The sequence below is a fragment of the Streptomyces sp. JB150 genome, assembly GCF_011193355.1.
In the GTDB taxonomy this organism is placed as follows: Bacteria; Actinomycetota; Actinomycetes; order Streptomycetales; family Streptomycetaceae; genus Streptomyces.
On the sequence record NZ_CP049780.1, the window covers coordinates 5,354,033 to 5,371,811 of the forward strand.

The window sequence follows — 17,779 nt, forward strand, 5'->3', positions numbered from 1 at the left end:
GGAAACGGGTGAAACGGGCCGGGTCCTCACACGGACCCGGCCCGTTCGGCGTCCCCGCCGCCGGGAGCGCCCAGGCGGTACAGCACACAGCGGCGCAGCGGCCCCTCGGGCACGGCCGGGTCGTCGAAGTCGTCGGCCGGGTCGTACGTCATGCCCAGGCGGCGCATCACGGCCCGTGAGCGCAGGTTGTCGTGCGTGGTCACGGCGAGGATCTCCGGCAGGCCCAGTTCGGCGAAGCCGAACGCGAGCGCCGCGCGGGCGGCCTCCGTGGCGTAGCCGTGGCCCCAGGCGGAGCGGGCGAGCCGCCAGCCCGCCTCGACGCCGGTGAACGGCTGGCCCTCCTCGACCGGGTCGAGGCCGGTGAAGCCGATGAACTCGCCCGTGCCGCGCACCTCGACCGCCCAGAATCCCCAGCCGCGCGCGTCCAGGTCGGCCTGGAAGCGGGCGACGCCGGCGTCGGTCCGCTCCCGGCTGGGCACGCCGGGCAGATACCGGCGCACCTCCGGGTCGGTGTTGAGGGCGGCCCACGGGGCCAGGTCGTCGTCCCGCCAGGAGCGGAGCAGCAGGCGTGCGGTGCGCAGTTCCGTCATCGGGGCACCGTAGGCCGCGTGGATCATGCCCGGCTACCGAAATAAACCGGCGGAAACCGCCTGGCGCGCCTCGCGATACTGAGCCCATGACCACCACGACCACCGTGCGCACCGCCCACACCGCCGACCTCACCCCCGCCGAACTCACCGCCGTCCGCTCCCTGTTGCACGACGCCTTCGACGGCGACTTCGCGGACGAGGACTGGGACCACACCCTGGGCGGGATGCACGCGCTCGTGCACGACGAGCGGGGGCTCGCCGCGCACGGGGCGGTCGTCATGCGCCGGGTCCGCTCCGAGGGGCGGTGGCTGCGCACCGGGTACGTGGAGGGCGTCGCCGTACGGCGGGACGCGCGGCGCCAGGGGCTCGGCGGCCGGGTGATGGCCGCCCTGGAGAGGGTCATCACCCGCGCCTACGACCTCGGGGCCCTCTCCGCGAGCGACGACGGCGCCGCGCTCTACACCGCCCGCGGCTGGTGGGCGTGGAGCGGGCGGATCAGCGCGCTCGGGCCCGGCGGGATGGTCCGGCTGCCCGAGGAGGAGGGCAGCACCTATGTGTGGCCCGTGCCGGCCGCGGCCTCGGACCCGCTCGCCGAGCTGGTCTTCGACTGGCGGGACGGAGACGTGCTCTGACGCTGCTCCGACCTGCGCCGTCTCAGATAGTAGGAAGTCCGAGTAATTGTGGAGACAGACGCTCCGTCCTCACCTACTTTTGTAGGAGCCGAACGTCTCGCTCGACCCAGCGACTGGCGCTCGTGAGCCGGGCCCGTGCAGGCAACCCCTGCGGCACCGCAGCTCCGCGCCCATCCGGCGTCTCGTGAACCCCTTTCCGAGCTCCCGTCCGTCGAAGGAGTCGATTCCCCATGGCCGAGACGACCGTCCGCCGCCGAGTCCGCCACGCCTCCCGCATCAGCGAGTCCGACCGCAAGAACGCCGCCGCGGCCCTCCAGCGCGCCCTCGACCGCCGGGACAACGGCGGCTCGACCGGCCACTGAGAGCCGCGGCCGGGCGGTCAGCCGCCCCTGCGCACCTCGAAGTGGTCGATCCGCTCCCCGTTCCCGGCGAGCGCCGACACCGTGAGCCGGGGGGCCGCGCCGCCCTCCGCCTCCACCTTGAGGAACGAGAAGCCGCGGTAGCGCACCCGTGACCACTCCACGGTCTCCGGCTGCGCCTTGCGCGACTTCGTCCAGTGGAACGTCGGCACGGCCTCCCGGTCGGCGACCTTCCCCTCGTAGCTCTCCGGCACCCCCGCCGGGAAGCCGTACAGGTCCTTGCCGCCGCCGCCCGCGGTGACGTACACCGTTCCGTCGCGCGCCGGATCGGTGGAACCGCCCACCGGCACCGGCCTGCCCACCTCGCCGCCGCGGATCGCGTCGGTGCGCTCGTAGACGTGGTTGTGCCCGTTGATCACCAGGTCCACCCGGTGCTCGGCGAACAGCGGCACCCACTCCGCGCGCACCCCGCCGTCGGAGGCGTGCGAGGAGGTCGAGTAGGCGCAGTGGTGGAAGAAGACCACGACGAAGTCGACACCCCGGTCGGCGCGCAGCTCGCGCAGCTTCTTGTCCAGCCAGGCCGTCTGCCGGCCCTCGCTGTGACCGAGGTTGGTGGGAATCTCGTAGGACACGTCGTTGGCGTCCAGCGCGATGACGCCGACGTTGCCGTAGGTGAACGCGTACACGCCCGGCGCCCGGCGCGGGTCGAAACCGCTGTCCGGCAGGGACCAGCGCGCCCACTGGCCGCCGTAGCCGTCGGGCGAGTACCAGGCCTCCATGTCGTGGTTGCCGGTCGTCACCATCCACGGCACCGACCGCGCCACCGGCTCGGTCTGCCGCAGGTAGTGGTCCCAGTGGGTCGCGTCGTAGGCGTCCGAGGTCAGGCCCTTGCCGGTCGGGTCGGCGTAGCAGATGTCCCCGGCGTGCAGGTGGAAGGCCGGGTCCTGGCGCAGCAGCAGCGCGTTGTTGGCGGCGGCGGCCTCGCCGACGCCCTGGTCGCCGAAGGCGGTGAACACGAACCGGTCCGCCTTCGCCGGCGCGGTGCGGAAGGTGCCGAGGGCGGCGCGGTGCTCCGGCGCGGCGGGGTCGTGGCCGTCGTGTCCGACGCCGTAGTGGTACGTCGTGCCGGGCAGCAGGCCGTCCAGGGCGGCGTGCACGTAGTACTGCTCGACCGCCGCGCGCACCCCCGGCAGCTCGGGTGTGCGCAGGGCCCGCACCTCCGCCTCGATCCGGCCGCCCAGGTCGTCGGGGCGGGTGCCGATGCGCACGAACGGGCGGCGCACCCGCGCGGGGACCTGCCAGGAGATCCGCATCGCGGTGCGCGGATCGGGGCCGAAGGCCAGGTGGCGGCCGAAGGGGACGACGGCGGAACCGGGCGGCCGGGAGTCGGCGTCGGCCGGCGGCCGGTCCGGTCCGCAGCCGGTCAGCAGCCCGCCCGCGACGGCCCCGGCCGTCACCAGGGCGCGGCGCCGGGTGAGGGTCGCGCGCAGGTACTCGTGCTGCTCTGCCAGGCTCATCCGGGCCGCGAGCCGGGCCGGGACACCGAAGTCGGGGATCTCCATGCCGGTGAACTTCCCAGCGTGGGCCGACAGCCGCGCGTCATACGGGTGAACCGTGGATGGCGACCCGCACGGCCTGTCCGCATCGCGGACAGCGCGTGTCATCCCATGGGACGAGGAGTAGGGTGCCCGCATGTCTCGCAGCATCGATCTCGCAGTGATCCCGGGTGACGGCATCGGCCAGGAGGTCGTGGCCGAAGGCCTGAAGGTCCTCTCCGCCGTCCTTCCGCAGGATGTGAAGCTGGAGACCAAGGAGTACGACTTCGGCGCCAAGCGCTACCACGCCACCGGTGAGACCCTCACCGACGCCGACCTCGACGCCCTGAAGCGGCACGACGCCATCCTGCTGGGCGCGATCGGCGACCCGAGCGTCCCCTCCGGCGTCCTGGAGCGCGGCTTCCTGCTCAAGCTGCGCTTCGCCTTCGACCACCACGTCAACCTGCGGCCGTCGAAGCTGCTGCCGGGCGTGGAGACGCCGCTGAAGGGCCAGCCGGAGATCGACTTCGTCGTGGTGCGCGAGGGCACCGAGGGCCCGTACACCGGCAACGGCGGCACCATCCGCAAGGGCACCGAGCAGGAGGTCGCCACCGAGGTCTCGGTCAACACGGCCTTCGGCGTCGAGCGCGTGGTCCGCGACGCCTTCGCCCGCGCCCAGGCCCGCCCCCGCAAGAAGCTCGCGCTGATCCACAAGAACAACGTGCTGACCTTCGCGGGCCACCTGTGGACGAACATCTTCACCAAGGTGGCCGCGGAGTACCCCGAGGTCACCACCGAGTACATGCACGTGGACGCGGCGACCATCTACCTGGTCACCCAGCCCGAGCGGTTCGACGTGATCGTCACCGACAACCTCTTCGGCGACATCATCACCGACCTCGCCGCGGCCGTCTCCGGCGGCATCGGCGTCGCCGCCAGCGGCAACATCAACCCCAGCGGCGAGTTCCCGTCCATGTTCGAGCCCGTGCACGGCTCGGCCCCCGACATCGCCGGCCAGGGCAAGGCCGACCCCACCGCCACGGTCCTGTCCGTCGCGCTCCTGCTGCGCCACCTCGGCTACGACGCCGAGGCCGACCGGATCGACGCGGCGGTCGCCGCCGACCTCACCGAGCGCGCCGGCAAGCCCGCCCGCTCGACCTCGGAGATCGGCGACGCGCTCGCCGTACGCGTAGCCGGCTGAGGCCCGGCGCGCACCTCCTCGCAGCAGCCGTCGGGTCCCTTTCCAGGCGCCCGGCGGCTTTCGCGTGTCCCCCACCGGGTGCCACCATCGACCCTGGGCCGCCGCCACCCCGTTTCTTCCGCCGTGCCCCGCGCGAGATAATCGAACGCGGAGCCGCGGGATGCGGGAGAGCACGGACGTCCAACCACCGGCCGGATGCGGCCGGTGCGGGCGGATCAGCGGATCGGCGGCCCGTCACTACAACCGGTGAAGGACAACCACTCATGACGACGCCCACGATCGAGCTGAAGCCCTCGGCCAACCCGCTCTCCGACACGGAGCGGGAGGCGATCCTCGCCAGCCCGGGATTCGGCCGCCACTTCACCGACCACATGGTGACGATCAGGTGGACGGAAGGCCGCGGCTGGCACGACGGGCAGCTCGTGCCGTACGCGCCGATCCCCCTCGACCCGGCCACCACGGTCCTGCACTACGCGCAGGAGATCTTCGAGGGCCTGAAGGCCTACCGCCAGCCCGACGGCTCGGTCGCCACCTTCCGGCCGGACCAGAACGCGCTGCGCTTCCAGCGCTCCGCCCGCCGGCTCGCCATGCCGGAACTGCCGGTCGAGACCTTCATCGAGGCCTGTGACGCGCTGGTCCAGCAGGACAAGGCGTGGGTGCCGGCGCACGGCGGCGAGGAGTCCCTCTACCTGCGCCCGTTCATGATCGCCACCGAGGTCGGGCTCGGCGTGAAGCCCGCCAACGAGTACCTGTTCCTCGTCATCGCCTCCCCGGCCGGCGCCTACTTCCCCGGCGGCGTGAAGCCCGTCTCCATCTGGGTCTCCGAGGACCGCGTCCGCGCCGTCCCCGGCGGCATGGGCGACGCCAAGACCGGCGGCAACTACGCGGCCTCCCTGCTCGCCCAGGCCGAGGCCGCCGCCAAGGGCTGCGACCAGGTCTGCTACCTCGACGCCGTCGAGCACAAGTGGGTCGAGGAACTGGGCGGCATGAACCTGTACTTCGTCTACGGCGACAAGATCGTCACCCCGGCCCTCACCGGCTCCATCCTGGAGGGCGTCACCCGCGACTCCCTCCTCACCGTCGCCCGCGACCTCGGCTACCAGGCCGAGGAAGGCCGCGTCTCCGTCGACCAGTGGCAGCGCGACTCCGAGAACGGCACCCTCACCGAGGTCTTCGCCTGCGGCACGGCCGCGGTCATCACCCCGGTCGGCACGGTCAAGCGGGCCGGCGGCGAGTGGCAGCAGAGCGGCGGAGAGCCCGGCGAGGTCACGCTGCGCCTTCGCCAGGCCCTCCTGGACATCCAGCGCGGCACGGCCGAGGACAAGCACGGCTGGATGCACAAGCTGGGCTAGGCCTCGGCGCCTGTGGTGGTGGCCGTCGCGGACTGCGGTTCCGCGGCGGCCGTTTCCTTCCCCTGGCCGGTGCGGCCCGACGTGCGGCCCGTACGGCCGGTCAGCGCCAGGTACGCGGAACCGCCCACCGCACCCGACAGCAGGAAGCTGACGTCGATCCCGCCGGTGAGGGCCAGCAGCGGCCCCTCGTACGACGGCAGGGCCACCGCCGACACGCCGACGGCCGCGCCCAGCGCCCAGGAGACGGTGGCCGGGATGTTCCAGCCGGCCGTGAACCAGTACGCGCCGCCCCGCGCCCGGCGGTTGAACACCTGGAGCGCGTCCGCGTCGTAGACCCCGCCGCAGCGGACGAAGCCGATGAGGGTGACGACGGCCCACGGCGTGCCGATCGCGGTGAGCAGCAGCACGAAGGACGTCATCGCCGTCTGCGCCTCGATGGCGAAGTGCCCGGCGAAGACGCAGGCCGTGGCGAGCACGGCGACCGTACAGGTGGCCCGCGCCCGGGACAGCCGCGGCAGGATCGCGTCCAGGTCGAGGCCCATCGAGTACAGCATCAGGCCCGCGTTGCCCACCGAACCGGCCGAGGCGGCGAGCAGCAGCGGCAGCAGGTACCAGGCGGGGGCGGCCTCGGCGAGCGGCCCGGCGTAGTCGAGGGCGGCGCGGGCGGCGAACGAGGTGAAGGTGCCGAACAGCTGCGGCACCAGCAGGCCGAGCAGCAGGCCCGCCCAGGTCGCGTTCAGGACCTTGCGCGGGGTGTGGCGGGCGGGGGAGATGTAGCGGGTGTAGTCGCCGAGCAGGGTGATGAAGGCGACCGGCCCGGACAGGCCCGCGGCCACCGCCGCCAGCACCCACGTCTGCCAGAACCCGCCGAGCAGATGGCCGCCGGTCTCCGGGAGCGCGGCCGGGGTGAAGTCCGGGGCGTAGGCGATCACGCCGAGGACCAGCAGGGCGGTCATGCCGATCGCGAGCAGGCGGGACATCGCCAGCAGCACCCGGTAGCCGTAGACGGCGCCCGCGACGGTCGCCGCCGCCAGCAGCCCGTAGACCAGGACGTACGACATCTCGCCCGCGGGCAGGCCGACCAGCCGGCCCAGCACCCGCACCGTGACGTCGCCGCCGATCCACACCGTCAGCGCGGTGTAGCCGAGGGCGAGCAGCAGGCCGACGACCGAGCCGACGAGCCGTCCGCGCACCCCGAACTGGGCGCCGGAGGAGGTGGACAGGTTGGTCGCGGTGCGCAGCGAGATGAGCGCCAGCGGGGCGGTGAAGGCGATGCCGGCCAGGGTGCCCACGACGATCGCGCTGACCGACGCCCACCAGTCCAGCCCGAAGGACGGCGGCAGCCAGCCGAAGACGATCACTCCGAGGCAGAGATTGGAGCCGAGCAGGATCGACACCAGGTCACGGGGCGTGCTGGTGCGTTCCTCCTCGGGGATGGTGTCGACTCCGCGCTGTTCCATCGGCATGGCCTGGTCTCCTTCGACGCCGCCTGACAGTTTTGAACGGCGCTCAATGTGACGTGGCTCAAGGTGGCCCGTCAATGCTTCCACTGCGAGAATCTTGTGTTTAGAGTGATGCTCTAATCCTGGGGAGGCAAGGAGGTGCCCGCGTCATGAGACTGACCCCCACGGAACGTGACCGGCTGCTGCTCTTCACAGCCGCCGAGCTGGCCCGCGCCCGCCGCGCCCGCGGCCTGAGGCTCAACGTGCCGGAGGCCACGGCGCTCATCGCGGACACCGTCTGCGAGGCAGCCCGCGACGGGAAGCGGCTCGCCGAGGCCGTCGAGGCGGCCCGGTCCGTGCTCGGCCCCGACGACGTCCTGCCCGGCGTCGCCGACGTGGTCACCGAGGTCATGGTCGAGGCCGTCTTCGACGACGGCTCCCGGCTCGCCGTCGTCTCCGACCCGCTCGGCGCGGGCCTCGGCGAGCGGGGTCCGGGCGCGCTGCTGCCGGGACCGGCCCACGCCGATCCGGAGCCCGTGGTGCGGCTGCGGGTCACCAACACCGCGGGCGTGCCGGTCTCCGTCACCTCGCACTTCCACTTCTTCGAGGCCAACCCGCGGCTCGACTTCGACCGTGCCGCGGCCTACGGCATGCGGCTCGCCGTCCCCGCCGGATCGTCCGTGCGCTTCGGGCCGGGCGAGAGCGGCGAGGTCGGCCTGGTGCCGATCGGCGGCGAGCGGATCGCGATCGGCTTCGCCGGACTGGTCGACGGGCCGCTGGACGCGCCGGGCGCGAAGGAAGAGGCCCTGCGCCGGGCCGCCGCCTGCGGATACCTGGGAGTTCCCCGCGAGGAGGGAAACCGATGAGCCGCCCCGGAGGACACCCCGCCGAAGCCCGCCGCCTCACCCCCCACGAGTACGCCGCCACCCACGGCCCCCGCGCCGGCGACCGCATCCGCCTCGGCGACTCGGGCCTGACGATCGAGGTCGAGTCCGACGCGCAGCGCTACGGCGACGAGTTCCTCGCCGGATTCGGCAAGACCGCCCGCGACGGACTGCACCTGAAGGCCGCCGCCGTCCGCGAGACCTGCGACGTCGTCATCAGCAACGTCGTCGTCATCGACGCCGTGCAGGGCATCCGCAAGGTGTCCATCGGCATCCGCGAGGGCCGGATCCGCTCCATCGGCCGGGCCGGCAACCCCGACACCCTCGACGGCGTCGACGTCGTCGTCGGCACCGGCACCTCGATCGTCTCCGGCGAGGGCCTGATCGCCACCGCCGGCGCCGTCGACACCCACGTCCACCTGCTGTCGCCGCGCATCATGGAGGCCTCCCTCGCCTCCGGCGTCACCACCATCATCGGCCAGGAGTTCGGCCCGGTGTGGGGCGTCGGCGTCAACTCGCCCTGGGCGCTCCGGCACGCCTTCAACGCGTTCGACGCCTGGCCCGTCAACATCGGCTTCCTCGGCCGCGGTTCGTCCTCCCACGAGGCCCCGCTGATCGAGGCCCTCGCCGAGGGCGGCGCGTCCGGGTTCAAGGTGCACGAGGACATGGGCGCCCACACCCGCGCCCTGGACACCGCGCTGCGCGTCGCCGAGGACCACGACGTCCAGGTCGCCCTGCACAGCGACGGCCTGAACGAGTGCCTGTCGGTCGAGGACACCCTGCGCGTCCTGGAGGGCCGTACGATCCACGCCTTCCACATCGAGGGCTGCGGCGGCGGACACGTGCCCAACGTGCTGAAGATGGCGGGCGTGCCGAACGTCATCGGCTCCTCCACCAACCCCACCCTGCCCTTCGGCCGGGACGCGGTCGCCGAGCACTACGGCATGATCGTCTCCGTCCACGACCTCAAGCCCGACCTGCCCGGCGACGTCGCCATGGCCCGCGACCGCATCCGCGCCGGCACGATGGGCGCCGAGGACGTGCTGCACGACCTGGGCGCGATCGGCATCACCTCGTCCGACGCGCAGGGCATGGGCCGCGCGGGCGAGACCGTGCGCCGCACCTTCGCCATGGCCGACAAGATGAAGGCCGAACTCGGCGGCCCGGACACCGGCCACGACAACGAGCGCGTCCTGCGCTACATGGCCAAGCTGACCATCAACCCGGCCATCGCGCACGGCCTCGCCCACGAGGTCGGCTCCATCGAGACCGGCAAGCTCGCCGACATCGTGCTGTGGCGCCCCGAGTACTTCGGCGCCAAGCCGCAGCTCGTCCTCAAGGCGGGCTTCCCGGCGTACGGCGTGGTGGGTGATCCCAACGCGGCCACCGACACCTGCGAACCCCTCGTGCTCGGCCCGCAGTTCGGCGCGCATGGGGCCACCCCGGCCGACATCTCCGTCGCCTTCGTCGCGCGGGCCGCCCTCGACCAGGGCCGCGACACCCTGCCCACCCGCCGCCGCCGGGTCGCCGTGCGCGGCACGCGCGGCATCGGGCCGGCCGACCTGCGCCTGAACTCCCGTATCGGAGCGGTCGACGTCGACCAGCGCACGGGCCTCGTCACGCTGGACGGCGAGCCCCTGCGCTCCGAACCGGCCGACTCCGTCTCCCTCAACCGCCTCTACTTCCTCTGACCCGGGACATCTCCATGACCTACCGCATGCCCCCCGAGTGGGCCCCGCACGAGCGCACCTGGATGGCCTGGCCCGGCCCCAACCCGACGTTCACCACGGACGAGGAGCTGGCCGGGGCCCGCGCCGCCTGGGCGTCCGTGGCCCGCGCCGTGCGCCGCTTCGAACCGGTGACGATGGTGCACGGCCCCGGCCAGGCGGAGTCCGCGCGGGCACTGCTCGGCCCGGACATCGACCTGGTGGAGCGCGAGCTGGACGACGCGTGGATGCGCGACATCGGCCCGACCTTCGTGACCGACGAGGAGGGCCGGCTCGCCGCCGTGGACTGGGTGTTCAACGGCTGGGGCGGCCAGGACTGGGCCCGCTGGGAGCACGACTCCAAGATCGCCCGCCATGTCGCGGACCTCGCCGGAGTCCCGGTGCTCGCCAGCCCCCTCGTCAACGAGGGCGGCGCGATCCACGTCGACGGCGAGGGCACGGTCCTGCTGACCGACACCGTCCAGCTCGGCTCCGGCCGCAACCCCGGCTGGACCCGCGAGCAGGTCGAGGCGGAGGTCCACGCCAAGCTCGGCACCACCAAGGCGATCTGGCTCCCGCACGGCCTGGCCGGCGACTACGGCACGTACGGCACCCAGGGCCACGTCGACATCGTCGCCGCCTTCGCCCGGCCCGGCACCGTCCTCGTGCACAGCCAGCGCGACCCCGCCCACCCCGACCACGCCCGCTCCCGGCTGTACCTGGACATCCTGCGCACCCAGACCGACGCCGAGGGCCGCCCCCTGGAGGTCGTGGAGATCCCCGCGCCCACGGTCCTGAAGGACGAGGACGGCGACTGGGTCGACTACTCCTACATCAACCACTACCTCTGCAACGGCGGCGTCGTCCTGTGCGCCTTCGACGACCCGAACGACGACGTCGCCGCCGGCATCTTCCGCCGCCTGTTCCCCGACCGGACGGTCACCCTCGTCGACGCCCGCCGGATCTTCGCGGGCGGCGGAGGCATCCACTGCATCACCCAGCAGCAGCCGAAGGTCCGCTGACGGTCCGCGCGGGAGGCCCGGTCGGGTAGAACATACGGGTGAACGTCCTGGTCTGCGCGGCGTGCGGCCGCCCTCCCACCGAACCGGCGCGGCTGCTGCCCCGGCCGTCCGGCCGCCCGGCGTACGACGGCCCGCCGAACACCGACGGCTCGCGGCACGCCCCGCCGGCCGTGCCGCGCGTCGCCCACGCGGGAAGACCCGAAGGGCGCGGCATCCGCGAGGCCGGCCGGCCCGGCCGCACCCGGACGGCCCGCTGCCGGGACGCCCGCGGCCGCGCCGCCGCCGGCACGCCGGCCGGCGCGTGCCCCCGCCCCGGCCGGCACCGCTTCCAGCCCGACGCCGTCCGGGTGGAGGCCGCCCCGTGAGCACCCGTCGCCGTACCCCCGCACCGCCGCGCGAGGACGTCCTCGCCGCGGCGATGGGGATGATCGCCGAACGCGGTCTGGAGAAGCTGACCATGGCCGCGCTCGGCCGTGAGGTCGGCATGAGCAGCGGCCACCTCCTCTACTACTTCCGCACCAAGGACGAGCTGCTGCTGCAGACCCTGGAGTGGAGCGAGGGCCGTCTCGGCGCGCAGCGGGGGCGGCTGCTGGCCCGCCCCGTGCCGGCCCGCGAACGCCTCGACGCCTACGTCGACCTGTACGTCCCCGACGGCCACCGCGACCCGCACTGGACGCTGTGGCTGGAGGTCTGGAACCGCTCGCAGAACGCCGACGACGACGCCCGCGACCGGCAGGTCGCCATCGAGGGCGCCTGGCACCGCGACCTGGTCGCGCTGCTCGCCGAGGGCGTGTCGCGAGGCGAGTTCCGCCCCGTCGACCCCGACCGGTTCGCCGCCCGCCTGCGGGCGCTGCTCGACGGCTTCGCCATCCACGTCGCCATCGGCCTGCGCGGCACCGACCGGGAGCAGATCCTCGGTCACGTACGGGAGTTCCTGGACCAGACCCTCCTCGCGGACGCGTGAGACGACGCCGGCCGGCGGGTGCGACGAGTGATCAGGGGCTCGCATACTGAGACAGGCCGGTCACGGAGGGTCGGTCTGTGCCAGACTGCCCCCGTGCTCTCGTTCGCCACGATTATTGGCAGCAGGCGCGCCGGTCCGCAGTGACCGCCTCGTACGACCCGGTACGGGCGGACACCGTCGTCCTCGACCCGCGCGCAGACCTCTCGCACCCGCGAGAGGTTTTTCGTTTTCCTGGCCCACCCCCAGCCGGGAAAAGAGCGCGAGGGATCACAGAAGGACGGTGGAGCCGGTCATTCCGGTAGACCGAGATCCCCCTACAGGAGCCTTCCCATCATGACCGCATCCAGCGAGCTCGACGATTCGTTCCACGTCTTCGACACCACCCTGCGCGACGGCGCGCAGCGCGAGGGCATCAACCTCACGGTCGCGGACAAGCTCGCCATCGCACGGCACCTGGACGACTTCGGCGTGGGCTTCATCGAGGGCGGCTGGCCCGGCGCCAACCCGCGGGACACCGAGTTCTTCGCCCGCGCCCAGGCGGAGATCGACTTCCGCCACGCCCAGCTCGTCGCCTTCGGCTCCACCCGCCGGGCCGGCACCACCGCCGCCGACGACCCGCAGGTCAAGGCGCTCCTCGACTCCGGCGCACCGGTGATCACCCTGGTCGCCAAGTCCCACGACCGCCATGTCGAGCTGGCCCTGCGCACCACCCTCGACGAGAACCTGGAGATGGTCCGCGACACCGTCGCGCACCTCAAGGCCCAGGGCCGCCGGGTCTTCGTCGACTGCGAGCACTTCTTCGACGGCTATCGCGCCAACCCCGAGTACGCCAAGGCGGTCGTCCGTACGGCGTCGGAGGCCGGCGCCGACGTGGTCGTCCTGTGCGACACCAACGGCGGCATGCTCCCGGCGCAGATCCACGCCGTCGTCGCCACCGTCCTCGCCGACACCGGCGCCCGGCTCGGCATCCACGCCCAGGACGACACCGGCTGCGCGGTCGCCAACACCCTCGCCGCCGTCGACGCGGGCGCCACCCACGTCCAGTGCACCGCCAACGGCTACGGCGAGCGCGTCGGCAACGCCAACCTGTTCCCGGTGGTGGCCGCGCTGGAGCTGAAGTACGGCAAGAAGGTCCTGCCCGACGGCAGGCTGCGCGAGATGACCCGGATCTCGCACGCCATCGCCGAGGTCGTCAACCTCACCCCCTCCACCCACCAGCCGTACGTCGGCCTCTCCGCCTTCGCGCACAAGGCCGGCCTGCACGCCTCCGCCATCAAGGTCGACCCGGACCTCTACCAGCACATCGACCCCGAGCAGGTCGGCAACACCATGCGGATGCTGGTCTCCGACATGGCGGGCCGGGCGTCCGTCGAGCTGAAGGGCAAGGAGCTGGGCATCGACCTCGGCGGCGACCGCGAACTGGTCGGCCGGGTCGTTGAGCGCGTCAAGGAACGCGAGCTGCAGGGCTACACCTACGAGGCCGCCGACGCGAGCTTCGAACTCCTGCTGCGCACCGAGGTCCAGGGCAAGCCGCTGCGCTACTTCGAGGTCGAGTCCTGGCGGGCCATCGTCGAGGACCGCCCCGACGGCACCCACGCCAACGAGGCCACCGTCAAGCTGTGGGCCAAGGGCGAGCGGATCGTCGCCACCGCCGAGGGCAACGGCCCGGTCAACGCCCTCGACCGGGCGCTGCGCGTCGCCCTGGAGAAGATCTACCCGCAGCTCGCCCAGCTGGAGCTGGTCGACTACAAGGTCCGCATCCTGGAGGGCAAGCACGGCACGCAGTCCACGACCCGGGTCCTGATCTCCACCTCGGACGGAACCGGCGAGTGGTCGACGGTCGGCGTCGCGGAGAACGTCATCGCCGCCTCCTGGCAGGCCCTGGAGGACGCCTGCACCTACGGCCTGCTGCGGGCGGGGGTACAGCCCGCGGAGTGAGCCGCGCGCCCGGCACGGGCCCGGCGGGTTCCCGCGACGCGTGGAACCCGCCGGGGCGGGTACCGAGGTCCGGGTGCACCCTCCAGATGCCGAGGTCCGGGTGCCGGCCCGTGCGGTCGGCACCGCGGCCGTACCTGCGGCCGGCCGTGCCGGGAGCCGCTGCGCGGTGCCGTCCGGGACCGATGTCAATATTCGCCCGTTTCGGGTACTTTCGAACATATGAAGGCCGCACTGTCGCGTACCTTCGTACGCCTGCTGATCGTGCCGGTCACCGCCGCGCTGGCGGTGCTGTCGGCCGGTGCGCCGGGAGCGCATGCGGCCACCGACCTCTCCGTGGTCGCCCAGGCCCTGCGGGAGAGCCCCGTCTACGTCGATCCGGCCGCCGCCGACGTACTGTCCGAGGCGGACGCCGAAGCGCTCGCGGACAAGATCGAGGACGCGGACAAGCCCGTGTTCATCGCCGTTCTCCCGGCCGACCAGCCGACGCAGAACCTGTTCCGCAACCTGCGCACCGAGACCGGCGTCACCGGCCTGTACGGCGTCCGGGTCGGCGACCGCTTCGACGCGCGCGCCGACAGCAGGGTGCTGAGCCGCCAGGGCGTGTCCAACCTGGTCACGGCCGTGCAGGGCGCGGGTGACGCCAAGGCCCAGCTGAACGACTTCGTCGACGACGCCCTGCGCGGCGGCGTCGGCGGCTCGGCCCCCACCTCCTGGGGGTCCGCCGACACCGGTGTCTCCACCACCGCGCTCGTCACCACCGGCGCGGTGCTCGCGGCGGGCGGCGCGGGCGCGTACGCCCTGGTCCGCCGCAACCGGCGGCGCCACGAGGCGGAGCAGCGGGCGGCCCTGGAGAAGCTGCGCGTGGTGGTCGACGAGGACATCACCGCGTTCGGCGAGGAACTGGACCGCCTCGACTTCCGGCCCGGGGACCCGGCGGCCGACGACGCGATGCGCGCCGACTACGCCCACGCCCTGGACACCTATGAGGTGGCGAAGGCCCGGATGGCGGCGGCACGAAAACCGGAGGACGTGCGCCCGGTGACCGAGGCGCTGGAGGACGGCCGGTTCGCGCTCGCCCGGCTCGCCGCCCGGCGCGAGGGCCGGCCGCTGCCGGAACGCCGGCCGCCGTGCTTCTTCGACCCCCGGCACGGCCCGTCCGTGGCCGACGTCACCTGGACCCCGGAGGGCGGCGCCACCCGCGAGGTTCCGGTCTGCGCGGCCGACCGGGCCCGGCTCGCCGACGGACTCGATCCGATGATCCGCGAGGTCGACACCGGTTACGGCCGCCGTCCCTACTGGGACGCGGGCCCCGCCTACGGCCCCTGGGCGGGCGGCTACTTCGGCGGCGGCCTGCTGCCCGGCCTGCTCGTCGGCACCATGCTCGGCAGCATGATGGCCACCCCCGCCTACGCGGCCGACTACGGCGCCGGCTACGGCGACTCCGGCGGCTACGACGGCGGCGAGGTCTCCGGCGGCGACTTCGACACCGGCGACTTCGGCGGCGGCTTCGGCGGGGGCGGGGACTTCGGCGGCGGCGGCGACTTCGGTGGCGGTGGCGGTGGCGACTTCGGCGGCGGCTTCTGACCTGACCCGGCGGCCCTCGCCCATCGGGCCTTCGCCCCCACCCGGCGGTCCTGGACTCACCCAGTAGCCCTGGACCTCACCCGGCGGCCCTGGACCTCACCCGGCGGCCTCCGGCCTCACCCGGTCGCCGTCCGCCGGCCGCTCACGCGTGGTCCGGCAGCCGCAGCCACTCCTCCCAGGTGAGGTCCCGGCCGATGAACCGGGGCCGCTCGAAAGGCCAGGCCTCGGCGATCCAGCGCGGCACGAACGCGTCCAGCGCCCGCTCCAGCGGCCCGCCGGCCTCCTCGTCCACCACCCACCAGGAGATCTCCGCGTCGGCGCCCCGCTTCTCTGGCGGGTCGATGTAGACGCAGCCGCGCAGGGCGGTGCGGTCCGGGCTCTCCAGGGTGTAGTTGAACGACTGGTGCGCCTCGATCTCCACGGCGTGCCGCTCCAGGTCGGCGAGGTTCGCCTCGTACGTCATGGTGGCGGGCGGCCATCCCCAGGCGGGCCCGTAGACCGACCACAGCCGCTCGCGGGAGCCCATCACGGCGGGATAGTCGAGCGGCGCGTCGGCGCCGCTGATGGGGCGCAGCCGGTGGCCCCCGCCGCCAGGCAGCTCGACGTGGACGGGGTGGACGAAGTCGCGCGGCAGCCAGGTCATGGGCGCGAGCCAACCACGCGCACACCGCCCCGTGCACCGGGTTAACCGGTGCCACCGCCAGCCGGACCCCCTCCCGCCGCTCGGTCTCCGGTCCAGCGCCCGGCGCCCTCGGCGTACCGCTCGCCCGCGGCGTGCCACCACCGGGGCGGTGACGTCCCGCCCGCCGCGGCCGTCGCCTGGCCGGGGTGCAGGCCGAGCCGCCGCAGCACCGGCGCCGGCACGGCCACGCTGACCCAGGACCGCCAGTGCCCGTCGGCTCCGGGCCCGCACATCCGGTCCACGCGGACGTCCTCCGGCGGGAACGGCATCCAGTCGATGCCGCGCTCACGCAGTCAAGCGTGGACGGCGGCCAGGGGACGGCGGTGGCCGCCGTCGGTCTCGTAGGTGTCGAGGACGATCCAGTCGGGGCCCTCGTCCGGGCGCGAGTACGCGGTCATGCGTCCATCATGGACCGCGCACCTTCGCTCGCCCGGCCATATAGGTCGGTTGCTGTCCTGTACGGCGCCTACGGTGGTCCCATGACCTCTCAGGTTCCCCCGCGAGAGCCGCTGTCCTTCGCGACCGCCGCCCAGCTCGACGCCTGGCTGTCCCGGCATCCCGCACCGCATCCGGGGCTGTGGGTGAAGGTCGCCAAGAAGGGCTCGGGGCTGCCCTCCGTGACGGCCGCCGAGGTGAACGACGCGGCGCTGTGCCACGGCTGGATCACCGGGCAGCGCAAGGCCCTCGACGCCTCGCACTGCCTCCAGCGGATCACCCCGCGCCGCCCCGGCAGCCTCTGGTCCCAGGTCAACGTGCGGCGGGTCGCGGAGCTGACCGCCGCCGGGCGGATGCGCCCCGCGGGGCTCGCCGAGGTCGAGGCCGCGCGGGCGGACGGGCGGTGGGCGGCGGCGTACGCGTCACAGCGCGACGCCACCGTCCCGGACGACCTCGCGGCGGCGCTGGAGCACGACCCCGCGGCGAAGGCGGCCTTCGAAGGGCTCGGCAGGACGGACCGGTACCTGGTGATCCTCGACCTGCTGCGCGCCCGGACCCCCGAGCGGCGGGCGGCCCGGCTGGCGGCGGCGGTCGGCAAGTTGCGGCAGGGGCGCGGCCGCGAAGGCACTTGAGACCGCGGAGCGGGGTCATGCCGCAGACCGCGGAGCGGGGTCGTACCGCCGCGGGACGGCGAGCGCCCGCCCTCCCAAGGGGGAGTGGCGGGCGGGTTCGCGGTGTGCGACGCGGGCCGTCGGCGACGGCTCAGGCGTTCTTGATCGCCGAGATGTCGAAGTTCAGCTTGATCTTGTCGGACACCAGGAAGCCGCCGGTCTCCAGCGCCGCGTTCCAGGTCAGGCCCCACTCGGAGCGCAGGATCGTCGCCTTGCCCTCGAAGCCGACGCGCTCGTTGCCGAACGGGTCCTTCGCGGCACCGTTGAACTCCAGGTCGATGGTGATCGGCTTGGTGACGCCGAGGATGGAGAGGTCGCCGGTGACGCGGTAGTCGTCGCCGCCCAGGGACTCCGCCTTGGTGGAGCGGAACGTCATGGTCGGGAACTCGTCCGTCTTGAAGAAGTCCGCGCTCCTGAGGTGACCGTCGCGGTCGGCGTTGCCGGTGTCGATGCTGTCCATCTTCACGTCGATCGACGCGGACGACTTCGACGGGTCGGTGCCGTCGAGGTGCAGCGAGCCGCTGAAGTCGAGGAACTTGCCCTTGACGTTGGTGACCATGGCGTGGCGGGCGGTGAAGCCGATGGTCGTGTGGGCGGCGTCGATGGTGTAGTCACCGGTCAGGGTGGCCAGGTCCAGGCTCATGGTGTTCTCCTCGGGGACGGAACGTTGAATGTTCAACTAGGTGAACGCCATCCACCGTAGACCTATTCCGTTCAAGTTTCAACATCCTTGGTGGGGTGTCGCGGCGGGATGTCCGGCCGAGGCGCGATTTCCGGCCAGG

18 protein-coding genes are annotated in these 17,779 nt (G+C 73.1%); 12 read left to right on the plus strand and 6 right to left on the minus strand.

Features of this window, described 5'->3' with window-relative positions; translation table 11 throughout:
- Positions 1-26 precede the first annotated feature (26 nt).
- Positions 27-590 carry a GNAT family N-acetyltransferase gene (locus G7Z13_RS24820; RefSeq protein ID WP_166002444.1) on the minus strand — a complete coding sequence of 188 codons (564 nt, stop codon included), beginning with the start codon at positions 588-590 and terminating at the stop codon, positions 27-29.
- A gap of 86 nt (positions 591-676) precedes the next feature.
- Between G7Z13_RS24820 and G7Z13_RS24825 the strand changes: the two genes are divergently transcribed.
- Both G7Z13_RS24825 and G7Z13_RS34145 read left to right on the plus strand, forming a co-directional pair.
- Entirely contained in the window at positions 677-1,222 is a 546-nt protein-coding gene (locus G7Z13_RS24825; RefSeq protein WP_166002445.1) for a GNAT family N-acetyltransferase, read from the plus strand.
- A 230-nt stretch (positions 1,223-1,452) separates the two neighbouring features.
- Entirely contained in the window at positions 1,453-1,584 is a 132-nt protein-coding gene (locus G7Z13_RS34145; protein WP_277347415.1) for a hypothetical protein, read from the plus strand.
- A 17-nt stretch (positions 1,585-1,601) separates the two neighbouring features.
- Here G7Z13_RS34145 and G7Z13_RS24830 read toward each other — a convergent pair whose 3' ends face one another.
- Complete coding sequence (locus G7Z13_RS24830) at positions 1,602-3,143, minus strand: metallophosphoesterase family protein (RefSeq protein WP_166002446.1); 1,542 nt, start codon at positions 3,141-3,143, stop codon at positions 1,602-1,604.
- A gap of 130 nt (positions 3,144-3,273) precedes the next feature.
- Between G7Z13_RS24830 and G7Z13_RS24835 the strand changes: the two genes are divergently transcribed.
- Together G7Z13_RS24835 and G7Z13_RS24840 are read left to right on the plus strand one after the other, a co-directional pair.
- The gene (locus tag G7Z13_RS24835; RefSeq protein WP_166002447.1) at positions 3,274-4,317 is read left to right on the plus strand and encodes a 3-isopropylmalate dehydrogenase; all 1,044 of its coding nucleotides are present in this window, start codon (positions 3,274-3,276) and stop codon (positions 4,315-4,317) included.
- 263 nt (positions 4,318-4,580) lie between these two features.
- Positions 4,581-5,669: a branched-chain amino acid aminotransferase gene (locus tag G7Z13_RS24840; protein WP_166002448.1), complete on the plus strand. Its 1,089-nt coding sequence runs from the start codon at positions 4,581-4,583 to the stop codon at positions 5,667-5,669.
- Here the strand turns inward: G7Z13_RS24840 and G7Z13_RS24845 are convergent.
- Complete coding sequence (locus tag G7Z13_RS24845) at positions 5,666-7,135, minus strand: cytosine permease (RefSeq protein ID WP_166002449.1); 1,470 nt, start codon at positions 7,133-7,135, stop codon at positions 5,666-5,668. The two genes, G7Z13_RS24840 and G7Z13_RS24845, sit on opposite strands and share 4 nt — an antisense overlap.
- Before the next feature lie 146 nt (positions 7,136-7,281).
- Here G7Z13_RS24845 and ureA point away from each other — a divergent pair, with 146 nt between their 5' ends.
- From ureA to G7Z13_RS24880, 7 genes are all read left to right on the plus strand, one after another.
- A complete protein-coding gene (gene ureA, locus G7Z13_RS24850; protein ID WP_166002450.1) occupies positions 7,282-7,977 on the plus strand; it encodes an urease subunit gamma in 696 nt (231 codons plus the stop codon).
- Entirely contained in the window at positions 7,974-9,686 is a 1,713-nt protein-coding gene (locus G7Z13_RS24855) for an urease subunit alpha (protein WP_166002451.1), read from the plus strand. The genes ureA and G7Z13_RS24855 overlap by 4 nt, the downstream gene beginning before the upstream one ends.
- Positions 9,687-9,700: 14 nt before the next feature.
- Positions 9,701-10,723, plus strand: coding sequence for an agmatine deiminase family protein (locus G7Z13_RS24860; protein WP_166002452.1), 1,023 nt, complete (start codon positions 9,701-9,703; stop codon positions 10,721-10,723).
- A 38-nt stretch (positions 10,724-10,761) separates the two neighbouring features.
- Positions 10,762-11,088, plus strand: a complete 327-nt coding sequence (locus G7Z13_RS24865; protein ID WP_166002453.1) for a hypothetical protein — start codon at positions 10,762-10,764, stop codon at positions 11,086-11,088.
- Positions 11,085-11,687, plus strand: coding sequence for a TetR/AcrR family transcriptional regulator (locus tag G7Z13_RS24870; RefSeq protein WP_166002454.1), 603 nt, complete (start codon positions 11,085-11,087; stop codon positions 11,685-11,687). Before G7Z13_RS24865 ends, G7Z13_RS24870 begins: the two co-directional genes overlap by 4 nt.
- 333 nt (positions 11,688-12,020) lie before the next feature.
- Complete coding sequence (gene cimA, locus G7Z13_RS24875; RefSeq protein ID WP_166002455.1) at positions 12,021-13,625, plus strand: citramalate synthase; 1,605 nt, start codon at positions 12,021-12,023, stop codon at positions 13,623-13,625.
- Between the two features lie 219 nt (positions 13,626-13,844).
- Positions 13,845-15,209, plus strand: coding sequence for a hypothetical protein (locus G7Z13_RS24880; RefSeq protein ID WP_166002456.1), 1,365 nt, complete (start codon positions 13,845-13,847; stop codon positions 15,207-15,209).
- A 142-nt stretch (positions 15,210-15,351) separates the two neighbouring features.
- Here G7Z13_RS24880 and G7Z13_RS24885 read toward each other — a convergent pair whose 3' ends face one another.
- Complete coding sequence (locus G7Z13_RS24885; RefSeq protein WP_166002457.1) at positions 15,352-15,852, minus strand: N-acetyltransferase; 501 nt, start codon at positions 15,850-15,852, stop codon at positions 15,352-15,354.
- A 41-nt stretch (positions 15,853-15,893) separates the two neighbouring features.
- A complete protein-coding gene (locus G7Z13_RS24890) occupies positions 15,894-16,160 on the minus strand; it encodes a hypothetical protein (RefSeq protein ID WP_240926339.1) in 267 nt (88 codons plus the stop codon).
- Positions 16,161-16,370: 210 nt separating this feature from the next.
- Here G7Z13_RS24890 and G7Z13_RS24895 point away from each other — a divergent pair, with 210 nt between their 5' ends.
- On the plus strand, positions 16,371-16,958 hold the full coding sequence (locus G7Z13_RS24895) for a YdeI/OmpD-associated family protein (protein ID WP_166002458.1): 588 nt from the start codon (positions 16,371-16,373) through the stop codon (positions 16,956-16,958).
- A gap of 130 nt (positions 16,959-17,088) precedes the next feature.
- Here the strand turns inward: G7Z13_RS24895 and G7Z13_RS24900 are convergent, their stop codons facing one another.
- On the minus strand, positions 17,089-17,640 hold the full coding sequence (locus tag G7Z13_RS24900) for a YceI family protein (protein ID WP_166002459.1): 552 nt from the start codon (positions 17,638-17,640) through the stop codon (positions 17,089-17,091).
- Positions 17,641-17,779 lie beyond the last annotated feature (139 nt).